Source organism: Algibacter lectus, from assembly GCF_004368925.1.
Classification (GTDB): Bacteria; Bacteroidota; Bacteroidia; order Flavobacteriales; family Flavobacteriaceae; genus Algibacter; species Algibacter lectus.
Genome location: NZ_SORL01000007.1, coordinates 907,161 through 928,121, shown reverse-complemented (window position 1 = coordinate 928,121; position 20,961 = coordinate 907,161). Strand labels below are relative to the sequence as shown.

General features: G+C 34.7%; 13 protein-coding genes. 3 read left to right on the top strand and 10 right to left on the bottom strand.

The window, feature by feature from the left end; genetic code table 11:
• Positions 1–16: 16 nt before the first annotated feature.
• The 6 genes from DFQ06_RS04865 to DFQ06_RS04840 form a co-directional block, all read right to left on the bottom strand.
• Positions 17–1,306: a class II aldolase/adducin family protein gene (locus tag DFQ06_RS04865; protein ID WP_133966345.1), complete on the bottom strand. Its 1,290-nt coding sequence runs from the start codon at positions 1,304–1,306 to the stop codon at positions 17–19.
• A 27-nt stretch (positions 1,307–1,333) separates the two neighbouring features.
• Positions 1,334–2,707: an FGGY-family carbohydrate kinase gene (locus tag DFQ06_RS04860; RefSeq protein WP_133966344.1), complete on the bottom strand. Its 1,374-nt coding sequence runs from the start codon at positions 2,705–2,707 to the stop codon at positions 1,334–1,336.
• Between the two features lie 11 nt (positions 2,708–2,718).
• Entirely contained in the window at positions 2,719–3,999 is a 1,281-nt protein-coding gene (locus tag DFQ06_RS04855) for a sugar isomerase (RefSeq protein WP_133966342.1), read from the bottom strand.
• 93 nt (positions 4,000–4,092) lie between these two features.
• Positions 4,093–6,198, bottom strand: a complete 2,106-nt coding sequence (locus DFQ06_RS04850) for a bifunctional aldolase/short-chain dehydrogenase (protein WP_133966340.1) — start codon at positions 6,196–6,198, stop codon at positions 4,093–4,095.
• Positions 6,199–6,351: 153 nt separating this feature from the next.
• The gene (locus tag DFQ06_RS04845; protein WP_133966338.1) at positions 6,352–8,016 is read right to left on the bottom strand and encodes a TIM barrel protein; all 1,665 of its coding nucleotides are present in this window, start codon (positions 8,014–8,016) and stop codon (positions 6,352–6,354) included.
• Positions 8,017–8,030: 14 nt separating this feature from the next.
• Positions 8,031–9,467, bottom strand: a complete 1,437-nt coding sequence (locus DFQ06_RS04840) for a sulfatase family protein (RefSeq protein WP_133966336.1) — start codon at positions 9,465–9,467, stop codon at positions 8,031–8,033.
• 169 nt (positions 9,468–9,636) lie between these two features.
• Between DFQ06_RS04840 and DFQ06_RS04835 the strand changes: the two genes are divergently transcribed.
• Both DFQ06_RS04835 and DFQ06_RS04830 read left to right on the top strand, forming a co-directional pair.
• On the top strand, positions 9,637–11,742 hold the full coding sequence (locus DFQ06_RS04835) for a DUF5722 domain-containing protein (RefSeq protein ID WP_133966334.1): 2,106 nt from the start codon (positions 9,637–9,639) through the stop codon (positions 11,740–11,742).
• Positions 11,743–11,788: 46 nt separating this feature from the next.
• Entirely contained in the window at positions 11,789–13,495 is a 1,707-nt protein-coding gene (locus DFQ06_RS04830) for a sulfatase (protein ID WP_206672752.1), read from the top strand.
• An 81-nt stretch (positions 13,496–13,576) separates the two neighbouring features.
• Here DFQ06_RS04830 and DFQ06_RS04825 read toward each other — a convergent pair whose 3' ends face one another.
• From DFQ06_RS04825 to DFQ06_RS04815, 3 genes are read right to left on the bottom strand one after another with little or no spacing between them, the layout of a single operon-like run.
• On the bottom strand, positions 13,577–14,377 hold the full coding sequence (locus DFQ06_RS04825) for a 3-keto-disaccharide hydrolase (protein ID WP_133966332.1): 801 nt from the start codon (positions 14,375–14,377) through the stop codon (positions 13,577–13,579).
• 11 nt (positions 14,378–14,388) lie between these two features.
• Complete coding sequence (locus DFQ06_RS04820) at positions 14,389–15,018, bottom strand: gluconate 2-dehydrogenase subunit 3 family protein (RefSeq protein WP_159140028.1); 630 nt, start codon at positions 15,016–15,018, stop codon at positions 14,389–14,391.
• Between the two features lie 4 nt (positions 15,019–15,022).
• Positions 15,023–16,741, bottom strand: a complete 1,719-nt coding sequence (locus DFQ06_RS04815; protein WP_133966328.1) for a GMC oxidoreductase — start codon at positions 16,739–16,741, stop codon at positions 15,023–15,025.
• 297 nt (positions 16,742–17,038) lie between these two features.
• On the opposite strand from DFQ06_RS04815, the gene DFQ06_RS04810 reads away from it, so the two are divergent.
• Complete coding sequence (locus tag DFQ06_RS04810) at positions 17,039–18,130, top strand: hypothetical protein (RefSeq protein ID WP_133966326.1); 1,092 nt, start codon at positions 17,039–17,041, stop codon at positions 18,128–18,130.
• Between the two features lie 13 nt (positions 18,131–18,143).
• Here the strand turns inward: DFQ06_RS04810 and DFQ06_RS04805 are convergent, their stop codons facing one another.
• The gene (locus DFQ06_RS04805; protein ID WP_133966324.1) at positions 18,144–20,954 is read right to left on the bottom strand and encodes an alpha-L-rhamnosidase; all 2,811 of its coding nucleotides are present in this window, start codon (positions 20,952–20,954) and stop codon (positions 18,144–18,146) included.
• Positions 20,955–20,961: the final 7 nt, after the last annotated feature.

Below are 20,961 nucleotides of genomic sequence, written 5' to 3'. Positions count from 1 at the left end.
TATAATTTTAGTGCTGTTAGGATAAAAACTTTTTTCTTAAATCTTCAACTTGGTCATCATTGATAGGTACCATTTGTCCTAAAGAATTTCCTAAAACAATAGATTTAGCACTGAATTCAGCAACTTCCAAATAATCAAAAGTTTGAAGTAATTTATCTCCTGTAATAATGACTGAATCATTTTCAATAATTAAAGCCGTAGCGCAGTTATCAACTATGGTAGAATTGTTGTTTTTTCTAAAATGATCCCCATATTTTACGACATTAATGTCTTGTAAAAAGATCCAGCTTTCTGGTATAGTACGTACATTTAAGTATTCTCCAGTGACTCCGAACGCCATTAAATAAGGTGATTGCGTCATAATTATAGAATTTACATCAGGGTTACGATTGTAAATTTCTTGATGAATCCAAGCCGCTCTACTTGGTGTTTTATCAGCTTCTCGTTTTCCGTCTTTAATTTGGACAATATCATGAATGTTTAAATCCCACCGGTTACTTCCTGTTGGAGTAATAAGAAAGTCATTCTTGTTCCAGCGCATAGATACCGTACCGTAAGAACTTATCATTAAGCCTTGTTGGCATGAGCGTTGAACAATTTTACAAATTTCTAAACGTTTTTCAACTTCGTCTGAAGGATAATGAACGCTCTCCATTTCAGGCAATACACCGGTTGCTTGTGCTTCAAACTCTTCAATTTGTTCATCTGTTAAATATTTAGGAGTTCCAATTTGAGAACCATATAAAATGGTGCTTGCACAAAACTCTAAAGCTTCAAAACGTTCAAAAGCGTCAGTTAAGTCGCTTCCCCCTAAAACAGTACCATGATTTTCCATGATAATGGCTTTGTACCCTTTTTTAAACTCGTCGGCAATAACATCGCCTAAATCTTCACTACCAGGCAACCTATACTTTGCATAACCAATAGGGCCACAAATATGTTTTGCTTGAGAAATAATATTTGTGTTTGGTATTTGTCGTACAATACTAAATGATACTAATGCAGGTGGATGCGCGTGAATTACAGATTTAATATCTGGACGTGCTTCATAAATAGCTTTATGGAATGGAAATTCAGAAGAAGGTTTGTGTTTTCCAATAACAGTTCCATCTTTTTGTACACAAATAATATCTGAAGCTCTTAAAGACCCTTTGTCTATAGCCGAAGGTGTAACCCAAATATTACCGTTATCATCAATAATTGAAATATTACCACCAGATGTTGTGGTCATTCCTCTTTTGTATATTCTACTAATAATAGTAGTAATTTGATCTCTTGGATGTTCTAAATTTATTTTCTTAGACATTGTTAGTATTTTAATAAAAATTAGTAGTTAATCACTTATTATAAACGGGACGTGTTTTTTTAGAGCGTAATTCTTTTTTAAGAATTTAGAGTTTAAACGTGTATCTGAAATAGATATGGCAGCTCCAAGTGCAGAGCCTAGAGACGCTTGTGTAGTTCGTAATTTTTTATCCCTAAAGTAGTGTGATAGCAATTTTATATAAAGGTCGTTGTCGCTAAACCCGCCGTCTACATATAACCTAGTAATGTCGTCATTACCAATGGCTTTTTTTACACATTTAATTTGTAATAAAACGAGCTCGGTCATTAATTGGTGGTAGGCGTGATCATATTCAGTATACGCTAGTTGCGTTTGTTCTGGCATATCTTCATCTATTAAGCCTTCCCATTTAAAAGCATGTTTAAAATCTTTTACAATTTCTAAATATGTATCATAATTAAATTTTACATTTCTGTGGTAATCTTCATCAACACCGTAGCGTTTATTTAATTTTTCAACCTGAATTTTATATTCGTTACCTAAAAATAATCGAGAGGCTTTAACTGGTTTACCGTTAATACGCATGTAATTAATGGCATCTCTATCGTTAGTGTCCTCTGATATTGGGTTATCTGTAAACGGGTTAAATGCTATGCTCCAAGTGCCTGTAGAAATAAGTACAAATTTTTTATTGATACTTCTAACATAGGGGAGTAAAGCCGCAGAGCTATCGTGTATTCCTACACCTATTTTAATACGGTTACCATTGTAATTCATGTTAATGCTCGTTTCTGTAGAAACGATAGGAGGAAGAATTTTATTTAAACCTTCCTTATATACCCATGGGTGGTAATCTTTCGCTTGATAATCCCAAAGTGCAGTATGGCACCCTATACTTGTATATTCGCTTAAAGGCAGCCCAGTGAACACATAACTTAAATATTGAGGTAAGTGCAAAGAATACTTAATTTTATTAAATACTTCGGGTTTTGTTTTCTTTAACCAATAGAGTTGTAAACCGGAATTGAGCATGCTTAAATCGGCACACCCAGTTTGTTTTAAGAAATCTTCTTTTGGTCCATATTCCTCAAAAAAAGAGGTAATAATGTCCTCGGGGAGCGCTTTAGTGTAGTTATATAAAGGAGTTACGGGGTTGCCCTCTTCATCAATATGAACAAAGCTTGCACCATAAGTAGAAAAGTTAATCGCTTTAACCTTGAATTGTTCTGCTTTAAGAATACGATTAAAAACGTCTTTAAGCCATTTTTGCAATGCAATAAGATTCTCAGTTGGATGGCCGTCTTCATCTTCTATTTCATCAAATGAAATATATTCCTTGTGTACTTCTTTAAAATCTTTATCGAATAGGAAAAACTTTTTATTAGTTTTTCCTATATCAAAAACAGCAGTTACATTTTTCATTTTATTTTAAATTAAAGGCCTGTAGCTATTGTGTTCTTTCCTCTTTCTTTTATAAGTCCGCCGCGAATATCTAATGCTCTGTAAGCATTAATAGGGCTTAAAACACCGCCTCTATTTAATCGTGCTTTTTCTAATAATGGTCTAACATCGGTACGGTAAGCACCTTGTAAAATTTCTTGACATTTAACTACGTCATTATTAGATTGTGCTGCTTTTAGTGCGTTTTGATCAATAAGTAAAGCTTTGGCGTAAGCTTCTTGAATGGCTTCTAAGGATTGAATTAAATCTTCTAAAGGATCTTTAACGTTATGGCTAGCATCAATCATCCATGCTAAATCTGGATTTTGGGGGTTATTTTCCATACCGTAAACCAACTCGTTAAAAATTAAGAATAAGGCATAAGGTTTAATACTTCCAACAGTTAAATCATCATCACCGTATTTGCTATCATTAAAATGAAAACCGCCTAATTTTCCTTTTAGTTGAAGAATAGACACAATTTGTTCTATATTAGAATTTGGAAGGTGATGACCAAGATCGACTAAAGTGAATGCTTTTTCTCCACATTCGTTAGCTAACATCAATGAAGCTCCCCAATCTTGAATAACAGTACTGTAAAAATTGGGCTCGTAAGGTTTGTATTCAATAAGTAATTTCCAATCGTCTGGCACACCTTTGTAAATGTCCTTTAAACTATCTTGTGTATTTTGAAATGCCGTTTGAAAATTATTTTGTCCTGGAAAACACGACCCGTCTGACAACCAAACGGTTAAAGCTTTGGAGCCTAATTTGTTTCCAATATTGATAACATCTAAATTATGCTGAATGGCTTGTTGACGAACCGCCTCGCTCGTGTTACTTAAAGATCCATATTTATAACTTTCCTTGGCGTTTTTTTGATCTTGAAAGGTGTTTGAATTTACAGCATCAAACTTAATGTCTAATCCATTAGCTAATTCTTTAATGGCATTATAATCTGAAGGAACGTCCCATGGAATATGAAGAGATACCGCACCTGCCGTTTGTGTTAAAGCGTGTAAAACTCCAACGTCTTCTATTTTTTGTTCTAAACTAGAAGGTTCCCCATAAAAAGAGAAACGACCAAAACGTGTACCTCCAGCACCTAAAGCCCAACTTGGTATAGCCACTTGGAAATCGGCTAATTTAGATACAATGCTAGTAACATCATGTCCTTCTTTTGTTAATTTGTTGGCTAAAAAATCAAAGCTTTCGTTATGACTTTCTAATCCATTTTTATTATAATCAGAGATTTGCTCTTTTTGTATTTTCATAATTTTTACATCTTTAAAATAAAAGAAACTCCCATAAACTTCAAATAGAACCTATGGAAGTTTTCCTTAACTAAACTTAAATTAAACTTGTTTTTATCGTACAAAAGCATTTGCCATTCCACCATCAACATTAATTATGTTTCCTGTAGATTTATCCAGTATTCCAACGAGCGAGAATACGCCATTTGCAATATCATTTGGTGTAATAATTTCATTCAATAAGTTTCTCTTAGCGTAAAAAGCAGGTAATTCTTCTACTGTAATGCCATTCGCTTTTGCTCTTCCTTGGGCCCAAGCACCTTCCCATATTTTACTGCCAACAATAACGCCGTCTGGATTTACTGTGTTTACTCTAATTTTATCTTTTCCTAATTCTGCTGCTAATAAACGTACCATGTGTTGTTGTGCTGCTTTTGCAGTACCATAGGCTACATTATTTGGACCTGCTACTAAACCGTTTTTACTTGCAATAGCAATGTAATCACCACCAAGTGCTTGTTTTCGCATTATGGCAGTAGCTTGTTTCGCTAAATCAAATTGACCTTTTACTAATATGTTTTGTAGAATGTTCCAATCCTTATCGGTTGTGTCTTCTAAAGCTTTAGAAATCGCTAAACCTGCACTATGAACAACAATATCTACACCACCGAATTCAATACATGCTTTTTTGTAAGCCGATGCAATAGAATCGGTGTTTGTTACATCGCAAATAGCATAAGTAGAAATATCACGTTTGTATGTTGCATGCGCCTCTTTTAGGCTATCTTCATTAATATCGGTAAGTACTACATTAGCCCCTTCTGCAGCTAGTTTGTCTGCAATAGCTTTACCAATTCCACCACCAGCACCTGTAACCAAAGCTACTTTTCTAGATAAAGGTTGCTCTTTAGGCATACGTTGTAATTTGGCTTCTTCTAACAACCAATACTCAATATCAAAAGCTTCTTGTCTAGGTAAAGAGGTGTAAGCGGTAATGGCTTCTGCACCGCGCATTACATTGATCGCGTTAATATAAAACTCATTGGCTACACGTGTAGTTTGCTTATTTTTGGCAAAACTAAACATCCCAACACCTGGATAAATTATAATTACTGGATTTGCATCACGCATAGCAGGACTGTTTGCTTTTTTACATGTATTATAGTAATCAGCATATTCTTGTCTGTAAGCTTCAAAAGCCGGTTCTAATTTCTTTAAAATAGCATCAGAGTCAGATAAATCTTCATTCTTATCTAATGTTAATACTAGCGGCTGAATTTTTGTACGCAAGAAATGGTCAGGGCAAGAGGTTCCCATTGGAGCCAGACGTTCTAAATCATTACTATTTATGTATTCCATAACCACATCTGTATCAGAGAAATGACCAATCATTCTGTTTTCAGAAGAGCATAAACCTCTTAAAAGTGGCATAATTTGAGCCGCTTTTTCTAAACGCTCTTCTTTTGGTAAGCTTTCAATTTTTTGACCACCAAATACACTCCCTTTTTCTTTTATTTTTTTCTCAATAAATTCAGAAGCCATTTCAATAACTTCTAAACTGTTCATGTAACATTCATAAGAAGTGTCTCCCCATGTGAATAAACCGTGACTACCTAATACAATACCTCTAATTCCAGGATTGTCTTCTAAACATTTTTCTATTTGAAGACCTAAATCGAACCCTGGACGTTGCCAAGGCACCCATCCCATAGTATCTCCCCAAATCTCTTTGGTGACTTGTTCACTATCTTTCGCTGCTGCAACTGCAATGAGTGCATCTGGATGCAAGTGGTCTATATGAGCGAAGGGTAATAAGCCATGCAAAGGGGTATCAATTGAAGGCGCTTTACTATCTAAATCATAAATACAGTGGTTAAATAAACCTACCATGCGGTCTTCATCTTCCAAGCCTCCGTAGACATTTTTTAAATCGCGTAATCTGTTGGTATAGATGCCTGCAATACCACTTCTGTTTAAAGTGCCAATATCACCACCGGAACCTTTAATCCACATTACCTCAACATCTTCATTGGTAAGTGGGTCTTTTTCTATGGTTCTGCAGCTTGTGTTACCACCTCCATAATTAGTAATTCTTAAATCTGCTCCTAAAATATTAGATCGGTATAAAAACAGATCTACTTGATTATCGCCAAATGAAGAAGCTTTTGCTTCGTCCCATAAGTAATCGACATATTTAAAAGTTTTTGTGTTGTTTTCCATATTGGTTTGTTTGTTAAAGAATAATAATTCAAAAGTAGAGTCATTAATAGATTATTCTATCCTGTACTACCTTGTAAGTAATGCCTTAAGTGTAAAAAAGTTTTAATCGAAAAATTTGTAAAGTGTTGTTTTTTAATGTTTTGCGTTTGTAGTTTAGAAAGATTTTAAATTGTAGAAGATAAATCGGTTTTTACTCATTTCAGGAATCATGATACGGCCTTTTTTTGTATCTATGCCTAAATCAGCAAATTGTGAAAATCCAGAAATCACTTCTTTTACATCACCTTTTTTGTTAATTTTTAGTAATCTTCCTCCTGTCCAATCCGTAGCGTAATAATATGGACCATATTTAATAACACCGTCAAAGTTTGCTATTGGTAATCCTTTTCCAATAGGACTTATTTTTTTTGTTTTTAGGTTTATCGTCTTTAGAGTTCCTTTTTTGCTTGTTTCAAATGTAGCGCGATTGGTCATTGGTCCCCAAGTAGCTACAATTAATTCATTTTTATCTACCCACAAACCATTAGGGTATTCTAACAGGTCATTTTTTACAAATATTTCAATATTACCACCTTCCGGAAGTTTATAAATGGTATTAGTAAAGGTATCAGATATATAAATATCTCCATTTCTAGAAGCGGCTACATCATTAATAAATTCAGAGTTTGGTAAATTTATTTTCCTAATAATTTCACCTGTTGAAATATTAATTTCTACCAAAACTCCACGGTCTCCTACATATAATAGATTTTTATATGAAGCCATTCCGGTAGGTGCATTTAAGCCTTCTATCCATCTATTAGAAATAATGTTTCCGTTTTCGTCTAGTCGTGTTATCCAACCATAACCATCTTTCTCAAGAGTTACTTTTTCGCCTCCTAAATTTGAAATAAACCACGATTTTGAAATGCTATCCCAATAGGCATTTTCTGGGTTGTCTAAAATATGATTGAGATCATTATTTTGGATTTTATAAGTTGAATCTACCAAAGCATTCCACTTCGTTATAGAGCGCGATAGATGCTCTTTAGGTTCATCTTCAATACCAAAGGTGTGTAACATCGTTTTACCTTTGAATTTTATTTTTTGTAAAACGGAAACAAATTTAGAAACGTCATAATCGCCTTGATCTAGTGGTTTTATAGCGTCAGACCAATTTGCTTTATCATTTGCAAACATGGTTACATTAGTGCCCGAAATAGAAGCGAATTTTAAATATGGCGCTGCTTTTATAGCAACCTCAAGAAGGCGATTGCCATTTCCGGCACGCATTTCATGGCATAAATGTAATGTTAGAAATAAGTTTGGTTCATTGAGTTCTTCAATGTATGGAATAGCTTCTTCTGCAGATTCTATAAAACAGTTATCATGTGGATAAATAACAATATCCTTATTAACTTTTTGAGCTTCTTGAGCCATTGTTTTTAATAGAAGGAGCGTCTTTTCTTTGGTGGCATTTCCATTTATAATAACCCACATTGCTGTTCCTTGAGGTAGCGCAGCTAAGGTTTTTCGCCACATTATGTTTTGAGTTTCAATATTATTTGAGAAATTGAAACCGAAAAACACAACGGGTATGGTAAGCTCACCACTGGTGAATTCCTTAGTCTCTAAATAAGACTTTAGTATATCCCTTTGTTTATCGGACTGTACTCTAAGTGTTGTACCGCTATATCCTAATTTAGCAAACAGTTTTGCGCGTTCGGCTATCGGGAGGTGCTCCATTTTAAAATCAAAAGCATATAACGACTTATCTATGCCTTGTGCATTTGTAGATATTGAAAGAATAAAAAATAGTAATTTTAATAGTGTTTTCATTTTAATGTTATTGGTTATTCTACTGATTTTAAATAATGATTTCTAAATACTGAATCTTGTTCGTTAAAATCTTTTGTTGGTATTCCAGAGTTTTTAAGTTCCTGTCCCCATTGTTTTAATCTTTTCTTTAATACTTTCGCTTTTCGTGGATATGTATTTATTAAATTTTTGTTTTCATGGGCTGCGGAAGTAACATCAAATAGGTACTCGTGTTTTCCTGACTTTAAAAATTTATAATCTCCCATTCTTACAGCTGATTGTCCCCAAAACCTCCAAAAAAGGGCTTGATGTGGATCGCCTTTTTTTGTGTTATTTAAGTAGGGGATAAGGTTGGTGCCATCTAACTCATCTGTTTCTGGTAAACCAGCCAACGCAATGCAGGTTGCGGCAACATCTAGTGAAATAACAGGCCTATCATAAACTAAACCTTTGGGTAAACCTGCTGGCCAATTTATAATATAGGGGATTCTTATGCCTCCTTCCGAGAGCATACCTTTTTCTCCAACCCAAGGTGTGTTTTTAGAGCCATCCCAACCTGGTCCAACACCTGGGGTATCGGCCATGTTTAGTTTTATTGGCGTACCATTATCACTTATAAAAAAGATGACTGTATTTTCGTCTAGCCCCAGTTTTTTTAGGGTCTCTTTTATTTTTCCAACACCATCATCTATCGCAGACATCATTGCTAAGCAATATTGTCTTCGTTTTGGCATATCTTCAGGGAAACGATCCATGTATTTTTTTGTAGCCCCTAAAGGTACGTGTGGCGCAAAATAGGATGTATAATAAAAGAACGGCTTGTCTTTGTTATTCTCTATAAATTTTACCGTTGCATCGGTTTGAATATCCAGTCTATAGCCCGCTTGTTTTATCCAATGCGCTTCCATATTTCTTTCTCCGTCTAACGTATAAGTTGTCCAATAGTCTTGAATATAGCCTTGAAATGTGTCATCAAAACCTCTATTAGAACTCATGTAAGGTATTTTTCTTTCGAAAGGAATATCACTTGGTTTCACTGTTTTAATATTTAGTTCGGGCATATGTTCTTTTAACCATTTTTCTTGTTGATGGTTAGGTTCTAAATGCCATTTTCCCGTCATACCAGTAACGTATCCTGCTTTTTGCATACGTTGGGATATTAATGTTTCGTCTAAGGGCAACGGTATAGTGCCATTATGATCTAGTCCAAAACGTTGTTGGTATCTACCAGATAATAGTCCTGCTCTAGAAGGAATACATTGTGGAGCGGTTACATAGCCTGCTGTCATTCTAACTCCAGTTTTTGCCAATAAATCAATGTTTGGGGTTTTAATATCATCAACTTGCCCATTTACACCAATGTCGGCGTATCCTTGGTCATCTGTGAAAATGACAATAATATTAGGCTTGGCTTGTGCAAATGTTTGTGCATGAATTAAAAAAAGTAGAATTAAAAAGGAGGTTTTCTTCATAACATTAATATTTAGAATTATATAGGCTTCCTGTAAGTGTTTTAGAGACCTCTAAAGTATTTAGAAAGAATAATAATACTATCATGCCCTTTCTGTAGACGTACCGTATTCAACAGGATAGTTTTTTGAAAAATGCAACGTATTTTTACCTTTGATAAACAGTATTACTATGGAAAAGTGTCTTTTGTTTTTTTTTATATTCCCTATCTGTCTTTTTTCTCAAACTGGCGCTACGACTTTAAATGTAGATACCCAAAAGTATAATCAGATAGAAATAAGTGTTTTAGAGGGTGCTGTATATGATGTTAAGACTTTGGGAGAAGACCCTTATGTATTTATAAAGCCTTTATCTCATAATTTAATTAAAGAAAACAATCAACTTTCGTTTGAGTATTTCTGTCCAACGGGTTTAGATCATATAGAGGTATATTTTTATCCCTTAGGGGAACAGGTTAAGAGTGTTATGGTTGGCGATATAGGCAGTACCGAAGGATGGGTTTTGTTTAGAATGGATCTTAGTGAATATGTTGGAGAATGGGGAAAGGCAGGAGATTTTTTAAGATTGGATTTTGGAACTGCCCCAGCTTTGAATATTCAAATAAGAAACTTAGAACTTCGGGCTATGAGTGCTAGAGAGTTAGATATTCAATCTAATAAGGAGGCAAAGAAGCAGCAGGAATTAAATTTTGAGAATAATTTAAGATTTTATTTGGATAAGGAATTTCCAAATAGCATATCAAATGTTTTGGTTACCAACGACAAAGTGAAATTGGTAGGAGAAATTTCAAAAACAAAAAACTATTATATAGCCGAAATTGATGTTCATGAAAATGGAACAGAATTGGAGAAATTTGAGTTTTTGGAACCTATAAAATCTAAAAACGGGCACTTTGATGTTGAAGTAAATCGCTATGTAAAACGTAATGGATATAAACAAGATAGATTGTTGTCAAAATGGATGATTGTTGAAAAACAAGATAATCAATACAAAGGCGTTTCTCACGCAAGATATACCGATTCTGTTGTTCCGAAATATCGCTACTCATTTGTTAAACCTGCTACTAAAAAAGGGTTGGGAGGTTATAGTATCAATCGGGCAGCGCCATATACCGATTTGGATAGTTTAGGAATTACAAGTGTGACTGTAAACGTGATGGTGTCTAAATTATTAAGTTCTAAATCTTCTCCTCAAAATATGCCGTTCGAGTACTTGGGCGAGACTTATTATGTAAATAAAAAAAGAGTACTAGAGTATGACAAAACATTTTTGAGTACATCAAAAAGAAATATTGAAGTATCTGCTATTTTATTAGTTGATAAGGCTTCAAAGACTATAGATAAAGAAATTGGTAGTATATTAGAACATCCAGATTGCGACCCTTCAGGAATATTTAGCATGCCGAATTTAACCACTCCAGAAGGTGTGCAATATTACGCTGCTATTCTAGATTTTTTAGCAAGTCGTTATATGAGGTCTGATAAAAAATATGGGCGTATCCATCATTGGATAATCCATAACGAAGTGGATGCTGGATGGGTATGGACTAATGCAGGAGAAAAAACCGCTTTAGTTTTTATGGATATATACCATAAATCCATGCGTATGTCTCATAATATTGCAAGAAAATATAATCCCAATTCAAAAGTATTTATAACACTTACTCATTACTGGAATTGGACGTCTAATCCACATTTCTATCATTCTAAAGAACTGCTTGAACAATTGTTACAATACTCTAAAGCTGAGGGCGATTTTGAATGGGCTATTGCTCAACACCCTTACCCTGAGTCGTTACGAGAGCCTAAGACTTGGCTCGATAAAAAAGTGAGCTTTGATTTTAATACGAAGCTAATTACTTTTAAGAATTTAGAAGTGCTAGATGCTTGGGTAAAACAGCCTGAAGTCCTTTTTAAAGGACAAAAGAAACGACTTGTATACTTGTCTGAAAACGGAACAAACTCTCCAACTTACAGTGCCCAAGATTTAAAAGAACAAGCGGCAGGCATGGCTTATGCTATGAAAAAGTTGAAGTTTTTAGATGGTATTGATGGTTTTCAATATCATAATTGGCAAGATAATCGTAAAGAAGGCGGACTGCGTATTGGGCTAAGACGTTTTCCTGATGATAAAGAAGACCCTAGTGGTATTAAACCCGTTTGGAAGGTGTATCAAGCTTTTGGTACCGAAAAAGAAGCCGAAGTTTACGACCAGTATAAAGAAATTATTGGAATTGATCATTGGGATGAAATTCATCATAAGGATCCAATTAAATAGTAAAAACAGGTTATTTAAAACAAAATTCATATTAAATAATATATTTATGACAGTAATAAAAAATAGCATGTACTGCTTAATAGGACTACTCTTGGTAGGTTGCCAATTTAAACAGGACAAAAAAAATAAAGAGGAAGTGGAAGAAATTTCACGTCCCAACATTATTTTTATTCTTTCCGATGACTTTGGTATAATGGATAGCCAGGCTTATGCCAATAAGTTTACGGGTACGCATCCGGATGAAATGTTTTATGAAACTCCAAATATTGACAAACTAGTAAGTGAAGGCACTTCGTTTTCACAAGCTTATGCCAACCAATTATGCTCACCTACACGAGCAAGTATATTAACAGGTAAATATGCTGGACGTGTTGGTTTTACTACAGCAATGCCACCAAGAGCAACTTATTATAATCAAAAAGCAGACGTGCCTAAAGGTTTTTATGTACACGATGTTTTTGAGCATAAAGATAATATTAAGATAGAGCAAGCATTAATAAATGGAATTTCTAATTCGGCCGTTCCAACAGGAAGTGCCATTGATGGAGGTAGAGATGAACTCTCTATAGCAGAAGCTTTGAAAGATTATCATTCAGCTTTTATTGGTAAATGGCATGTGGGTGGTTTTGGAGCAAAAGGGTATCAACCAAAAGACCAAGGTTTTCAACCTTTAGCATGGTATGATGCAGGCGGATCAGCTTATTATAACTGGAAAGGGGCTTGGAATAATAGAACCAATAAAATGTTTCCAAAAGTTTCTCCTGAGGCTCTAGAAATTGGTGATTCGGGAAAAGAAACTAACGAGGATTATTTAACCGATGATCTTACCTCACAGGCGCTTGAATTTATAGAAAATAAAGCTGCAAATACCGATAAACCTTTCTTTTTATATTTTTCACATTTTGCAATTCATACACCGTACCAAGGAAAAGACGACGAAATAACTCATTTTCAAGGTAAAGAAAGTAAAGGATGGAACGGGCATAAGGATCCGGTTTATGCATCTATGATAAAGAGTTTAGATCGTTCCGTTGGTGCTATTTTAAATAAATTAAAAGTATTAAATATAGAAGAAAATACACTTGTTGTGTTCATGTCTGATAATGGAGGTATAGATGCAGAAGTTACTCCAAATGATAAAGGAACCAATAACGATCCATTTTTAGGAGGAAAGGCATGTGTTACCGAAGGTGGGATTAGAGTACCTTTAGTTTTTAGATGGAAAGGTAAAGTGCAAGAAGGGAAGTGGGTAGATGTTCCTGTAGACTGTACGGATATTTATCCATCGCTTTTAGAGGCGGCAGGATATAATTCAAAAGAAATTGTTGCTCAAAATAATTTAGATGGCGAAAGTTTAATAGCTATGCTTTCAGATTTAGATAATGAAAATAAAAGCTATTCAAAAACAACGCATTATTGGCATTATCCGTTTAATGTAATTTATAATAGTCCATATGAGCCTTTTGCGCTTACACCACATTCTGCTATTAGGGATGGTGATTATAAGCTTATTTTTGATTGGTATGGTAGATTGTATTTATATAATTTAGAAAAAGATCCTTTTGAAAAACACAATTTAGCTGAAGAACGCCCAGAATTAAAAAAAGAGATGTTTAATAAATTAATGGATTGGTTAAAACTAAATATAGATAAGCGCTATTGGCCAAGTGTAAATAAAAATTATAATCCTAAGAAAGAAGTAAGAGAGCAGCCGTTTGTAGATCTGTTTTCGTCGTATAAAGAACAGATATAATCTTTATTTTAGATTTGTGATTAAAAGAAAAGCTCTTTAGTTTAAAACACTAAAGGGCTTTTCTTTTTATAAGCTGTTGCTTTATAATTCCATAATCTCGATATTTTTAAATTCAACAGGATGGCTTTCACTTTGGAGTGAGATATAGCCGCTTTTTAAAGGCATTCCCTGTTTTGTTTTCCAAAATTCGGCGTTAAAATTTACATTGCCGCCATACTGCGGTTTACTATAGCGTAATACCTCTTCTCCATTGATCATGTGTTTGATAATAGAATCATTTCTAACTTCCATTTCTACATGAACCCATTGTTCGCCGTGATAAGTTTCAGAAGAAGATTTAATAATATGCCTAGTGATTAGTGAATCCTTATATTTAACATGTGTTCCTGGAGTACATAAATTTCCTGTAGGGCGCTCATTAATACCATCTCCTCCTAAAAGTTGGACTTCTAGAGAAACTGGAAAATTTTGCTCAACTCCCATGTTTTTTGGATCTTCACAATGAATCATGATACCATTATTTCTCAGTGCCCAGGCTGGACCTCCTGAAACTTGTTCTCCTATAAAGCGGTAATCCATTCTAAATTTATAATTACTAAATGGATTTTTATAAAAAATATGCCCAAAACTATTGTTAAATGAGTCATAAGCTTTGTAACTTACTTTCATAACACCATCTTCAACTATAAAAGTGTTATTGTAATTATTACCAACTTCATGGCCTTTAATTTTAACAATCCAATCGTTAAGATCGTTTCTCGTTAATAGGTTTTTCCATGATGTTTTTTTTATTTCCGAAGTTTTATTTTCTTCATTTTTTTTACAATTGAATAAAAATGAAATGCAGAAAAGAAGGTAGAGTATTTTGAATAATTTTGTCATCCTTTTTTAGTTTATAAAGACCAAGCTCTTCCATTAGGAACATCTTCGATAGACATACAACCTATTTGAATTCCTGGTACAGGATCGTAATTTAATATTTCTTCTCCAATTTTTTCAGAAGTAAAATATCCAAATAACGTATATGCTCTAACAGAAATTAAAAATTTATATAAAGAACGGTTTTCTATTTGTGGATCTGTTAAATTTTCAATAGGAAGTCTTTGTTCTTTAAAAATAGTTGCAGTAGCTTTACCAGAAATATCGAAATAAAATCCTAATAGCGTTTCAAACTGTTCTTTACTGCCTTTTGCTACGTCAGAACCAAACTGATTTTTAAGTTTTTCAGAAAAAATTGAAGCCCCTTTTTTAAATAGGTCTTGATTTTCTTTTTTCTCAATATCATAATACATCATATCTAAAAACTGAGGCACATTAACATCTAAAGCACCAGGAGTATCTGAAGCTGGTAAAATAATATCCACCAACAGGGTTACTATATGTTTTTCTTCAGAAGATAAAAATAGAGGAGACCAAGTGTTAACTTCTGCCGTACAAGAAGATAACATATTAAAAATAGTTGGTGCTGCTACTGTGTAGCCCAAACTCATGGTTAAATTTTTTATAGCGGTTCTTCTGTTCATGATTTTAAGTGTTTTTATTTTTTTTGAATTCGGTTGCGGCATGGTTCGCTGCTCTAGCCGTTAATGCCATATAAGTTAGGGATGGGTTTTGGCAAGCAGATGACGTCATACAAGCACCATCAGTCATATAAACATTTGGTACGGCATGTATTTGATTATGTTTATTTAAAACTGATGTTTTAGGGTCTTTTCCCATTCTTGCAGTTCCCATTTCATGAATGCAGGCACCCAAAATAGGTTCTCTTTCATGAGCTCTCACATTTTTATACCCTGCGGCCTTTAACATGGAAACCGCTTGGGCTTTCATATCTTTTCGCATGTTACGTTCATTCTCCTTTATTTCAGCATCAAAAGTTATAGTTGGTAAGCCCCATGCATCAAGCTTATTGTTATCTAGTATCATTTTGTTTTCGTGATATGGTAAGCATTCTCCAAAACCACCCATGCCTATGCGCCATGGGCCTGGTTTTAAAGCTTTGTCTTTTAGTGCCTTTCCAAAGCTTAACTCTGCAACGGCATGCTGCCAATTGGTTCTACTTGCTCCACCTTGATAACCAAATCCGCGAACATAGTTTTTAGTGTTTGTTTTATCATTTCCAAGATTTTTAAATCGAGGAATGTAAAACCCATTTGGACGTCTGCCTTTGTAATATTTATCATCAAAACCTTCAACTTCTGCTGATGCTCCAATGCCATAATGATGATCCATCAAGTTATGCCCAAGTTCTCCGCTATCATTACCCATACCGTTAGGGAATCGTTTAGATTTAGATTGCATTAAAATACTTGTAGATGCTATGGCAGAAGCACAATTAAAAATAATTGCTGCCTTAAAAAATATTTTTTCTTTGGTATTTGCATCAATAACTTTTACTCCCGAGGCTAATCCTGTTTTTTCATCATAAGCAATTTCATAAGCTATAGAATCTGGACGTAAGTGCATATTGCCCGTACGTTCTGCTGCGGGTAATGTTGAAGAGTTACTACTAAAGTAGCCTCCAAAAGGACAACCGCGAACGCAACGTGCTCTAAATTGGCAGTTTGAACGGCCTTCATGCATAGCGTTTCCTGTTAAATGCGCCACACGACCAATAGTTAGTAATCTATCATCATCAAATTCGTCTTTTAATTTTTCTTGTAAATCTAACTCCACACAATTTAGTTCCATAGGATCTGATAGTTTTCCATCAGGTAAATGCGATAAGCCTAAATTTTGACCAGAAACACCTATGAATTTTTCAACTTTGTCGTACCAAGGTTCAATATCTTTATAACGAATAGGCCAATCCACACCATGTCCATCTTTTTTGTTGGCTTCAAAATCCATTTCGCTCCAACGGTAACTTTGTTTACCCCACATAATGGAGCGTCCACCAACATGGTAGCCTCTTATCCAATCAAATTTTTTAGATTCATTATACGGGTGCTCCTCATAATTTGCAAACCAATGTTTTGAATATTGATTGATAAAACCACTTCTACGGTTTTTTGTATGTCCTTTTATATCACCATCGGTAAATTTACCTCGGTGTTTTAAATCCCATGGGTCTAAATGCATGGTAGGGTAGTCTTCAATATGTTTTACCATTCTACCTCGGTCAAGGACTAGCGTTTTTAATCCATTCTCACAAAGCTCTTTTGCAGCCCAACCTCCGCTTATTCCTGTGCCAATTACAATGGCATCGTAGGTGGTTGGGTGTTTAGTTATTTTTTCTTCAGTCATTTAAGTTGTTTTATTTGTAATAAAAACAAAAAGAATCTAGATACTTTCGTTTTTTATTTTTGGAAATAAATTGGGTGTAGTTGTTTTATTATAATTTTTACAGGAAGGTCTCGGTGTCCTTCAGTGTGTTTAAATTTAAAAAACTTTTTAAAAATAGTTATCCTGTACTATCTGCTTATAGGTAATACTAAATATAAAATTATTAACCTTAAACTACTTAACATGGTTTTACAGGATAGTTTTTACTAGAGTATTTGTTTTATTTATACAAGGAATTAAAATTATAATCCAAACACTATGAGACTTAATAAATTTAAAATAGTATTATTTGTTTTTACAACGGTTTTTTTTAATCTTATTGTTTTAGCGCAGCCTAATTTAAAAACTAAGGTTTCAATTAAAGATAATCAGTTTTATATTAATGAGGAATTAACGTATAAAGGGCGATTTTGGGAAGGCAATAAAATTGAAGGATTACTTATGAATTCCAGAATGGTTCAGGGAATTTTTGATGATTTGAATCCTGAGACTGTAGATGTGTTTAAGTATCCAGATACTCAAAAATGGGATGCGAATAGAAATACCAATGAGTTTATTGCAAATATGGCTGAATGGCATAAACACGGTCTATTAGCGTTCTCATTAAATCTGCAAGGTGGGGGGCCATTTGGATATAAAAACCACAATTGGATTAATTCTACTTTTGATGAAAAAGGAAATTTGAGACCAGAATATATGGCGCGTCTTGAAAAAGTATTGAACAAAGCTGATGATTTGGGGATGGTGGTTATTTTGGGGTATTTTTACTTTAGGCAAGATGAAGATTTAGAAGATGAATCAGCTGTATTGAATGCTACAGATAATATAACTGCATGGATTCTTCAGAAGGGGTATAAAAATATTCTTATCGAAATTAATAATGAATGTAACGGACCATACGACCACACGATTCTTACACAATCTCGTGTACACGAACTCATTCAACGCGTAAAGAAAATGAGTAATAATAAATTACTGGTAACAACGAGTTATGGAGGCGGGATTATTCCGCAGGAAAATGTACTTAAAGTGTCAGATTTTATTTTGATTCATGGTAATGGTGTTCATGAACCTTCTGGAATTACCAACATGGTTGAAAAAGCAAAAAATGTAGCTGGATTTTCAAACCAACCAATTCTGTTTACAGAGGATGACCATTTTGATTTTGACGCAGATCAATACAATTTTAAAGCAGCAATAGAATCGTATGCCTCTTGGGGGTATTTTGATTTCCGTTTGGATGGAGAAGGTTTTGAAGATGGTTATCAAAGTGTACCTATAGATTGGGGAATTAATTCACCTAGAAAAAAAGCCTTCTTTAAAAAACTCAAAGAAATTACAGGATTCTAAATAGATTTACTTTTTATTTTAAGTTTGAAGTAATTAGATATTTGCCAGCGTTAAGTGTTAGTTTTTCGCCTATGCCTTGGGCGTCTGTAATCTTGTTAGTTTCTACTTTAAATTCTTTTGAATCTTTTTGAATCTTAATAAGCTTACCTGGAACTCTTAGCCTAGCTTCAGCACCTGCAGGAATTTCAACTTGCCATGTCAAGGTAGATTTATTCTGATTCCAAGAACTTTCAATCACGCCCATTGGAGATGAAAAACGGCATTTAACCCATTCCAATTCAGGAATAATTTGTGGTTCTAAATCAATCAAGCGATAACCTGTTAGTTTTGAATTTGGCTTAATTCCCGCTAACCCTTCATAAAACCAACTGACAAAGGCCGCTTGAAACGGATGGCTCATAGATTGTTTATAATAATCCAAGTTCTCGTTTTCGGTTGGCCAGACTTCCCAAAACGTCGTAGCGCCTTTACTCATAAGATGTTTAAAACTGGGTGCCTTTTCATTTTGAAGCGCTTTCCAAATAGTTTCATGATATCCAAATTTCCCAAGTACAGGCCACAGAGAAGGCATACCAAAAACGCCTGTTTCAAAGTGATAACCAGTATCAATAACCTGTTGGTTTAGATTTTCTGCAGCTTTTGCTTGATGCTCTGGTGCTAGAATATCCCAATCTACAGCAATGGCATTAATAGTCTGGTCTGGTATCAATAGTCTGTCTTTTCCATAGAAAGCTTTAGTAAATGCTGTACGAATGTCACTAGCCAGTTTATCGAAATATAAATAATCTTCTTTATTACCGATAAGTTGCGCTGCATCAGCAGTAATTCTTGCAGAGCGGTAATAGCATGCAGAGGATAGCATGGGTGTTATTTTACCATAAATTTCACGCTCGGTTTTTTCTTCTGGGTTGTTTATAATAGGTTTACACCAATCGCCCATGCCAGAATATACGATGCCTTTGGTTGATATGCCTTGTAAATGTTCAGTCCATTGTTTTATAGAACTATAGTGTTCTTTTAATGATCTAATATCTCCTGTATGTACATAAATGTCCCAGGGAATAAATGCGATGGCACTTCCCCAATCTGGAGAGCCTTCCCCGATAAATCGTTTGCCTGGAGCAACCATAGTAGGGATGCCAGATTTTTTTATTTGTCTTGTACGTTCGCCAAATTCGTCTCCAAAGCATAACATAGGTGCTGAAACTTGCGCTGTTGTCGCAATATCTGTTGTATATTTTCGCCACATACTCGCGGCATCGAAACGATACATGGTATAAGGCACGGTTAAATGTGCATCGCCTGTCCAACCGCATCGCTCTCGAACAGGGCAATCCATTGGTATGCCTAATACACCACCAGATTGTGTCCAATGTGCCATGTCAAAAATTTGATTTAGAGTATCGTCTGAAGATGAAAATTCCCCAGTTATAGTCATATCCGTATGAACAACCATACCTTGAAGTAAATCTTTTGTTGGTGTTTTATTTTTTAATTCGCCATTGCTTATGGTTACTTCAGCAAAACGAAATCCGTGATAGGTAAACCGAGGTTCCCAAATTTCTTCGCCTTCGCCTTTAGTAATGTAGGTGTCTGTTTGAATGACTTTAGTAGCTCTAACTCCACTTGTAGCAAAGTTTAAAGCCCCCGTAGAAAGTTTGTCTTCTGCAAAGCGAATAGTGATTTTGGTATTAGGTGTTGCATCAATCTTCATTTTTGCCCATCCCACAAGATTTTGCCCAAAGTCAAAAATCCAAGTGTTTGGATGTAATTGTTTAATCTCTTTTACAGTTACGGTGTCTGTTATGCGACAAGGCGGTAGCTGTTGTGCAACTAATGTTTTTCCTGGTACAGTTTCTATATTTACAGGTTTCCAGTTACTAATGTCGTTTTGATTTTTAGCCCACAAAGGATCATATAGATTAGCATTATAGTTCTCGCCGGCATAAACATTAGAGGCTGTGATAGCACTAGATTTACAAAGCCAGTTTTCATCTGTTGAAACAATAGAGGTACTGCCATCATCAAAAGTGATTTCAAGTTGTGCGAGTACTTTTGGTTGTCCGTAACTCAATCCGTTTGTTCCCCAAACTTTATCTTGGTTGTAAAAGCCATCGCCTAACCAAAAGCCTAACGTGTTTTGACCTTGATTTATTAATTTGCTCACATCGTGAGCAACATAAAAACTTCGGATATTATAATCTGTTTGAGCAGGTTGTAATAGGTCATTACCTATTTTTTTTCCGTTTAGCCAACTTTCATGCATGCCTAATCCGCAAACGTAAAGTCTTGCTTTGGTAACGGTTTTATTTATTTCAAATGAATTTCGAAACCAAGGCGCTGATTTTTGGCGAAGTTCAGGTTGCATACCAATCCATTTTCCAGTCCAATCTGAATTATTTTTTAAACCAATTTCAAAATGAAAAGTCTCGCTCCACCATCCTCGGCTATCATCTTCTAATACGGCTCTTACCCGCCATAAAGCAACGGTTCGTGATGGAAGTTTTGAAGCATCAAAATAGAACCAAGGGCCATTTTCGATTTTAGTAACTGTTAATTCGAGGAGATTTCCGTTGTTGTTTTCTAAGTCCGTTTTGTTGTCAGCAACAAGCAATTCATAACCAATGACTTTTTTTTCTGATATCTTGGTAATAGGTTGCCATGAAAACTTTGGTGTGACTTCATCTGTGACTATCCATTGGTCAAAACCTTCAACTTTTAATTGCGTTATTTCGCCTTCTAGAACTGAAGGTTTATTGCATCCATAAAGGAAGATTAGTGTGGCTAGGATAGAAAATTTAAATAACTTAAAGTCGTTTTCCATTATTGAA

Coding starts and splice junctions, on each gene's coding strand:
- DFQ06_RS04805 (WP_133966324.1), bottom strand. CDS start 20,954: ATGGAAAACGACTTTAAGTTATTTAAATTTTCTATCCTAGCCACACTA.
- DFQ06_RS04860 (WP_133966344.1), bottom strand. CDS start 2,707: ATGAAAAATGTAACTGCTGTTTTTGATATAGGAAAAACTAATAAAAAG.
- DFQ06_RS04865 (WP_133966345.1), bottom strand. CDS start 1,306: ATGTCTAAGAAAATAAATTTAGAACATCCAAGAGATCAAATTACTACT.
- DFQ06_RS04835 (WP_133966334.1), top strand. CDS start 9,637: ATGGAAAAGTGTCTTTTGTTTTTTTTTATATTCCCTATCTGTCTTTTT.
- DFQ06_RS04830 (WP_206672752.1), top strand. CDS start 11,789: ATGACAGTAATAAAAAATAGCATGTACTGCTTAATAGGACTACTCTTG.
- DFQ06_RS04825 (WP_133966332.1), bottom strand. CDS start 14,377: ATGACAAAATTATTCAAAATACTCTACCTTCTTTTCTGCATTTCATTT.
- DFQ06_RS04810 (WP_133966326.1), top strand. CDS start 17,039: ATGAGACTTAATAAATTTAAAATAGTATTATTTGTTTTTACAACGGTT.
- DFQ06_RS04840 (WP_133966336.1), bottom strand. CDS start 9,467: ATGAAGAAAACCTCCTTTTTAATTCTACTTTTTTTAATTCATGCACAA.
- DFQ06_RS04855 (WP_133966342.1), bottom strand. CDS start 3,999: ATGAAAATACAAAAAGAGCAAATCTCTGATTATAATAAAAATGGATTA.
- DFQ06_RS04820 (WP_159140028.1), bottom strand. CDS start 15,018: ATGAACAGAAGAACCGCTATAAAAAATTTAACCATGAGTTTGGGCTAC.
- DFQ06_RS04815 (WP_133966328.1), bottom strand. CDS start 16,741: ATGACTGAAGAAAAAATAACTAAACACCCAACCACCTACGATGCCATT.
- DFQ06_RS04850 (WP_133966340.1), bottom strand. CDS start 6,198: ATGGAAAACAACACAAAAACTTTTAAATATGTCGATTACTTATGGGAC.
- DFQ06_RS04845 (WP_133966338.1), bottom strand. CDS start 8,016: ATGAAAACACTATTAAAATTACTATTTTTTATTCTTTCAATATCTACA.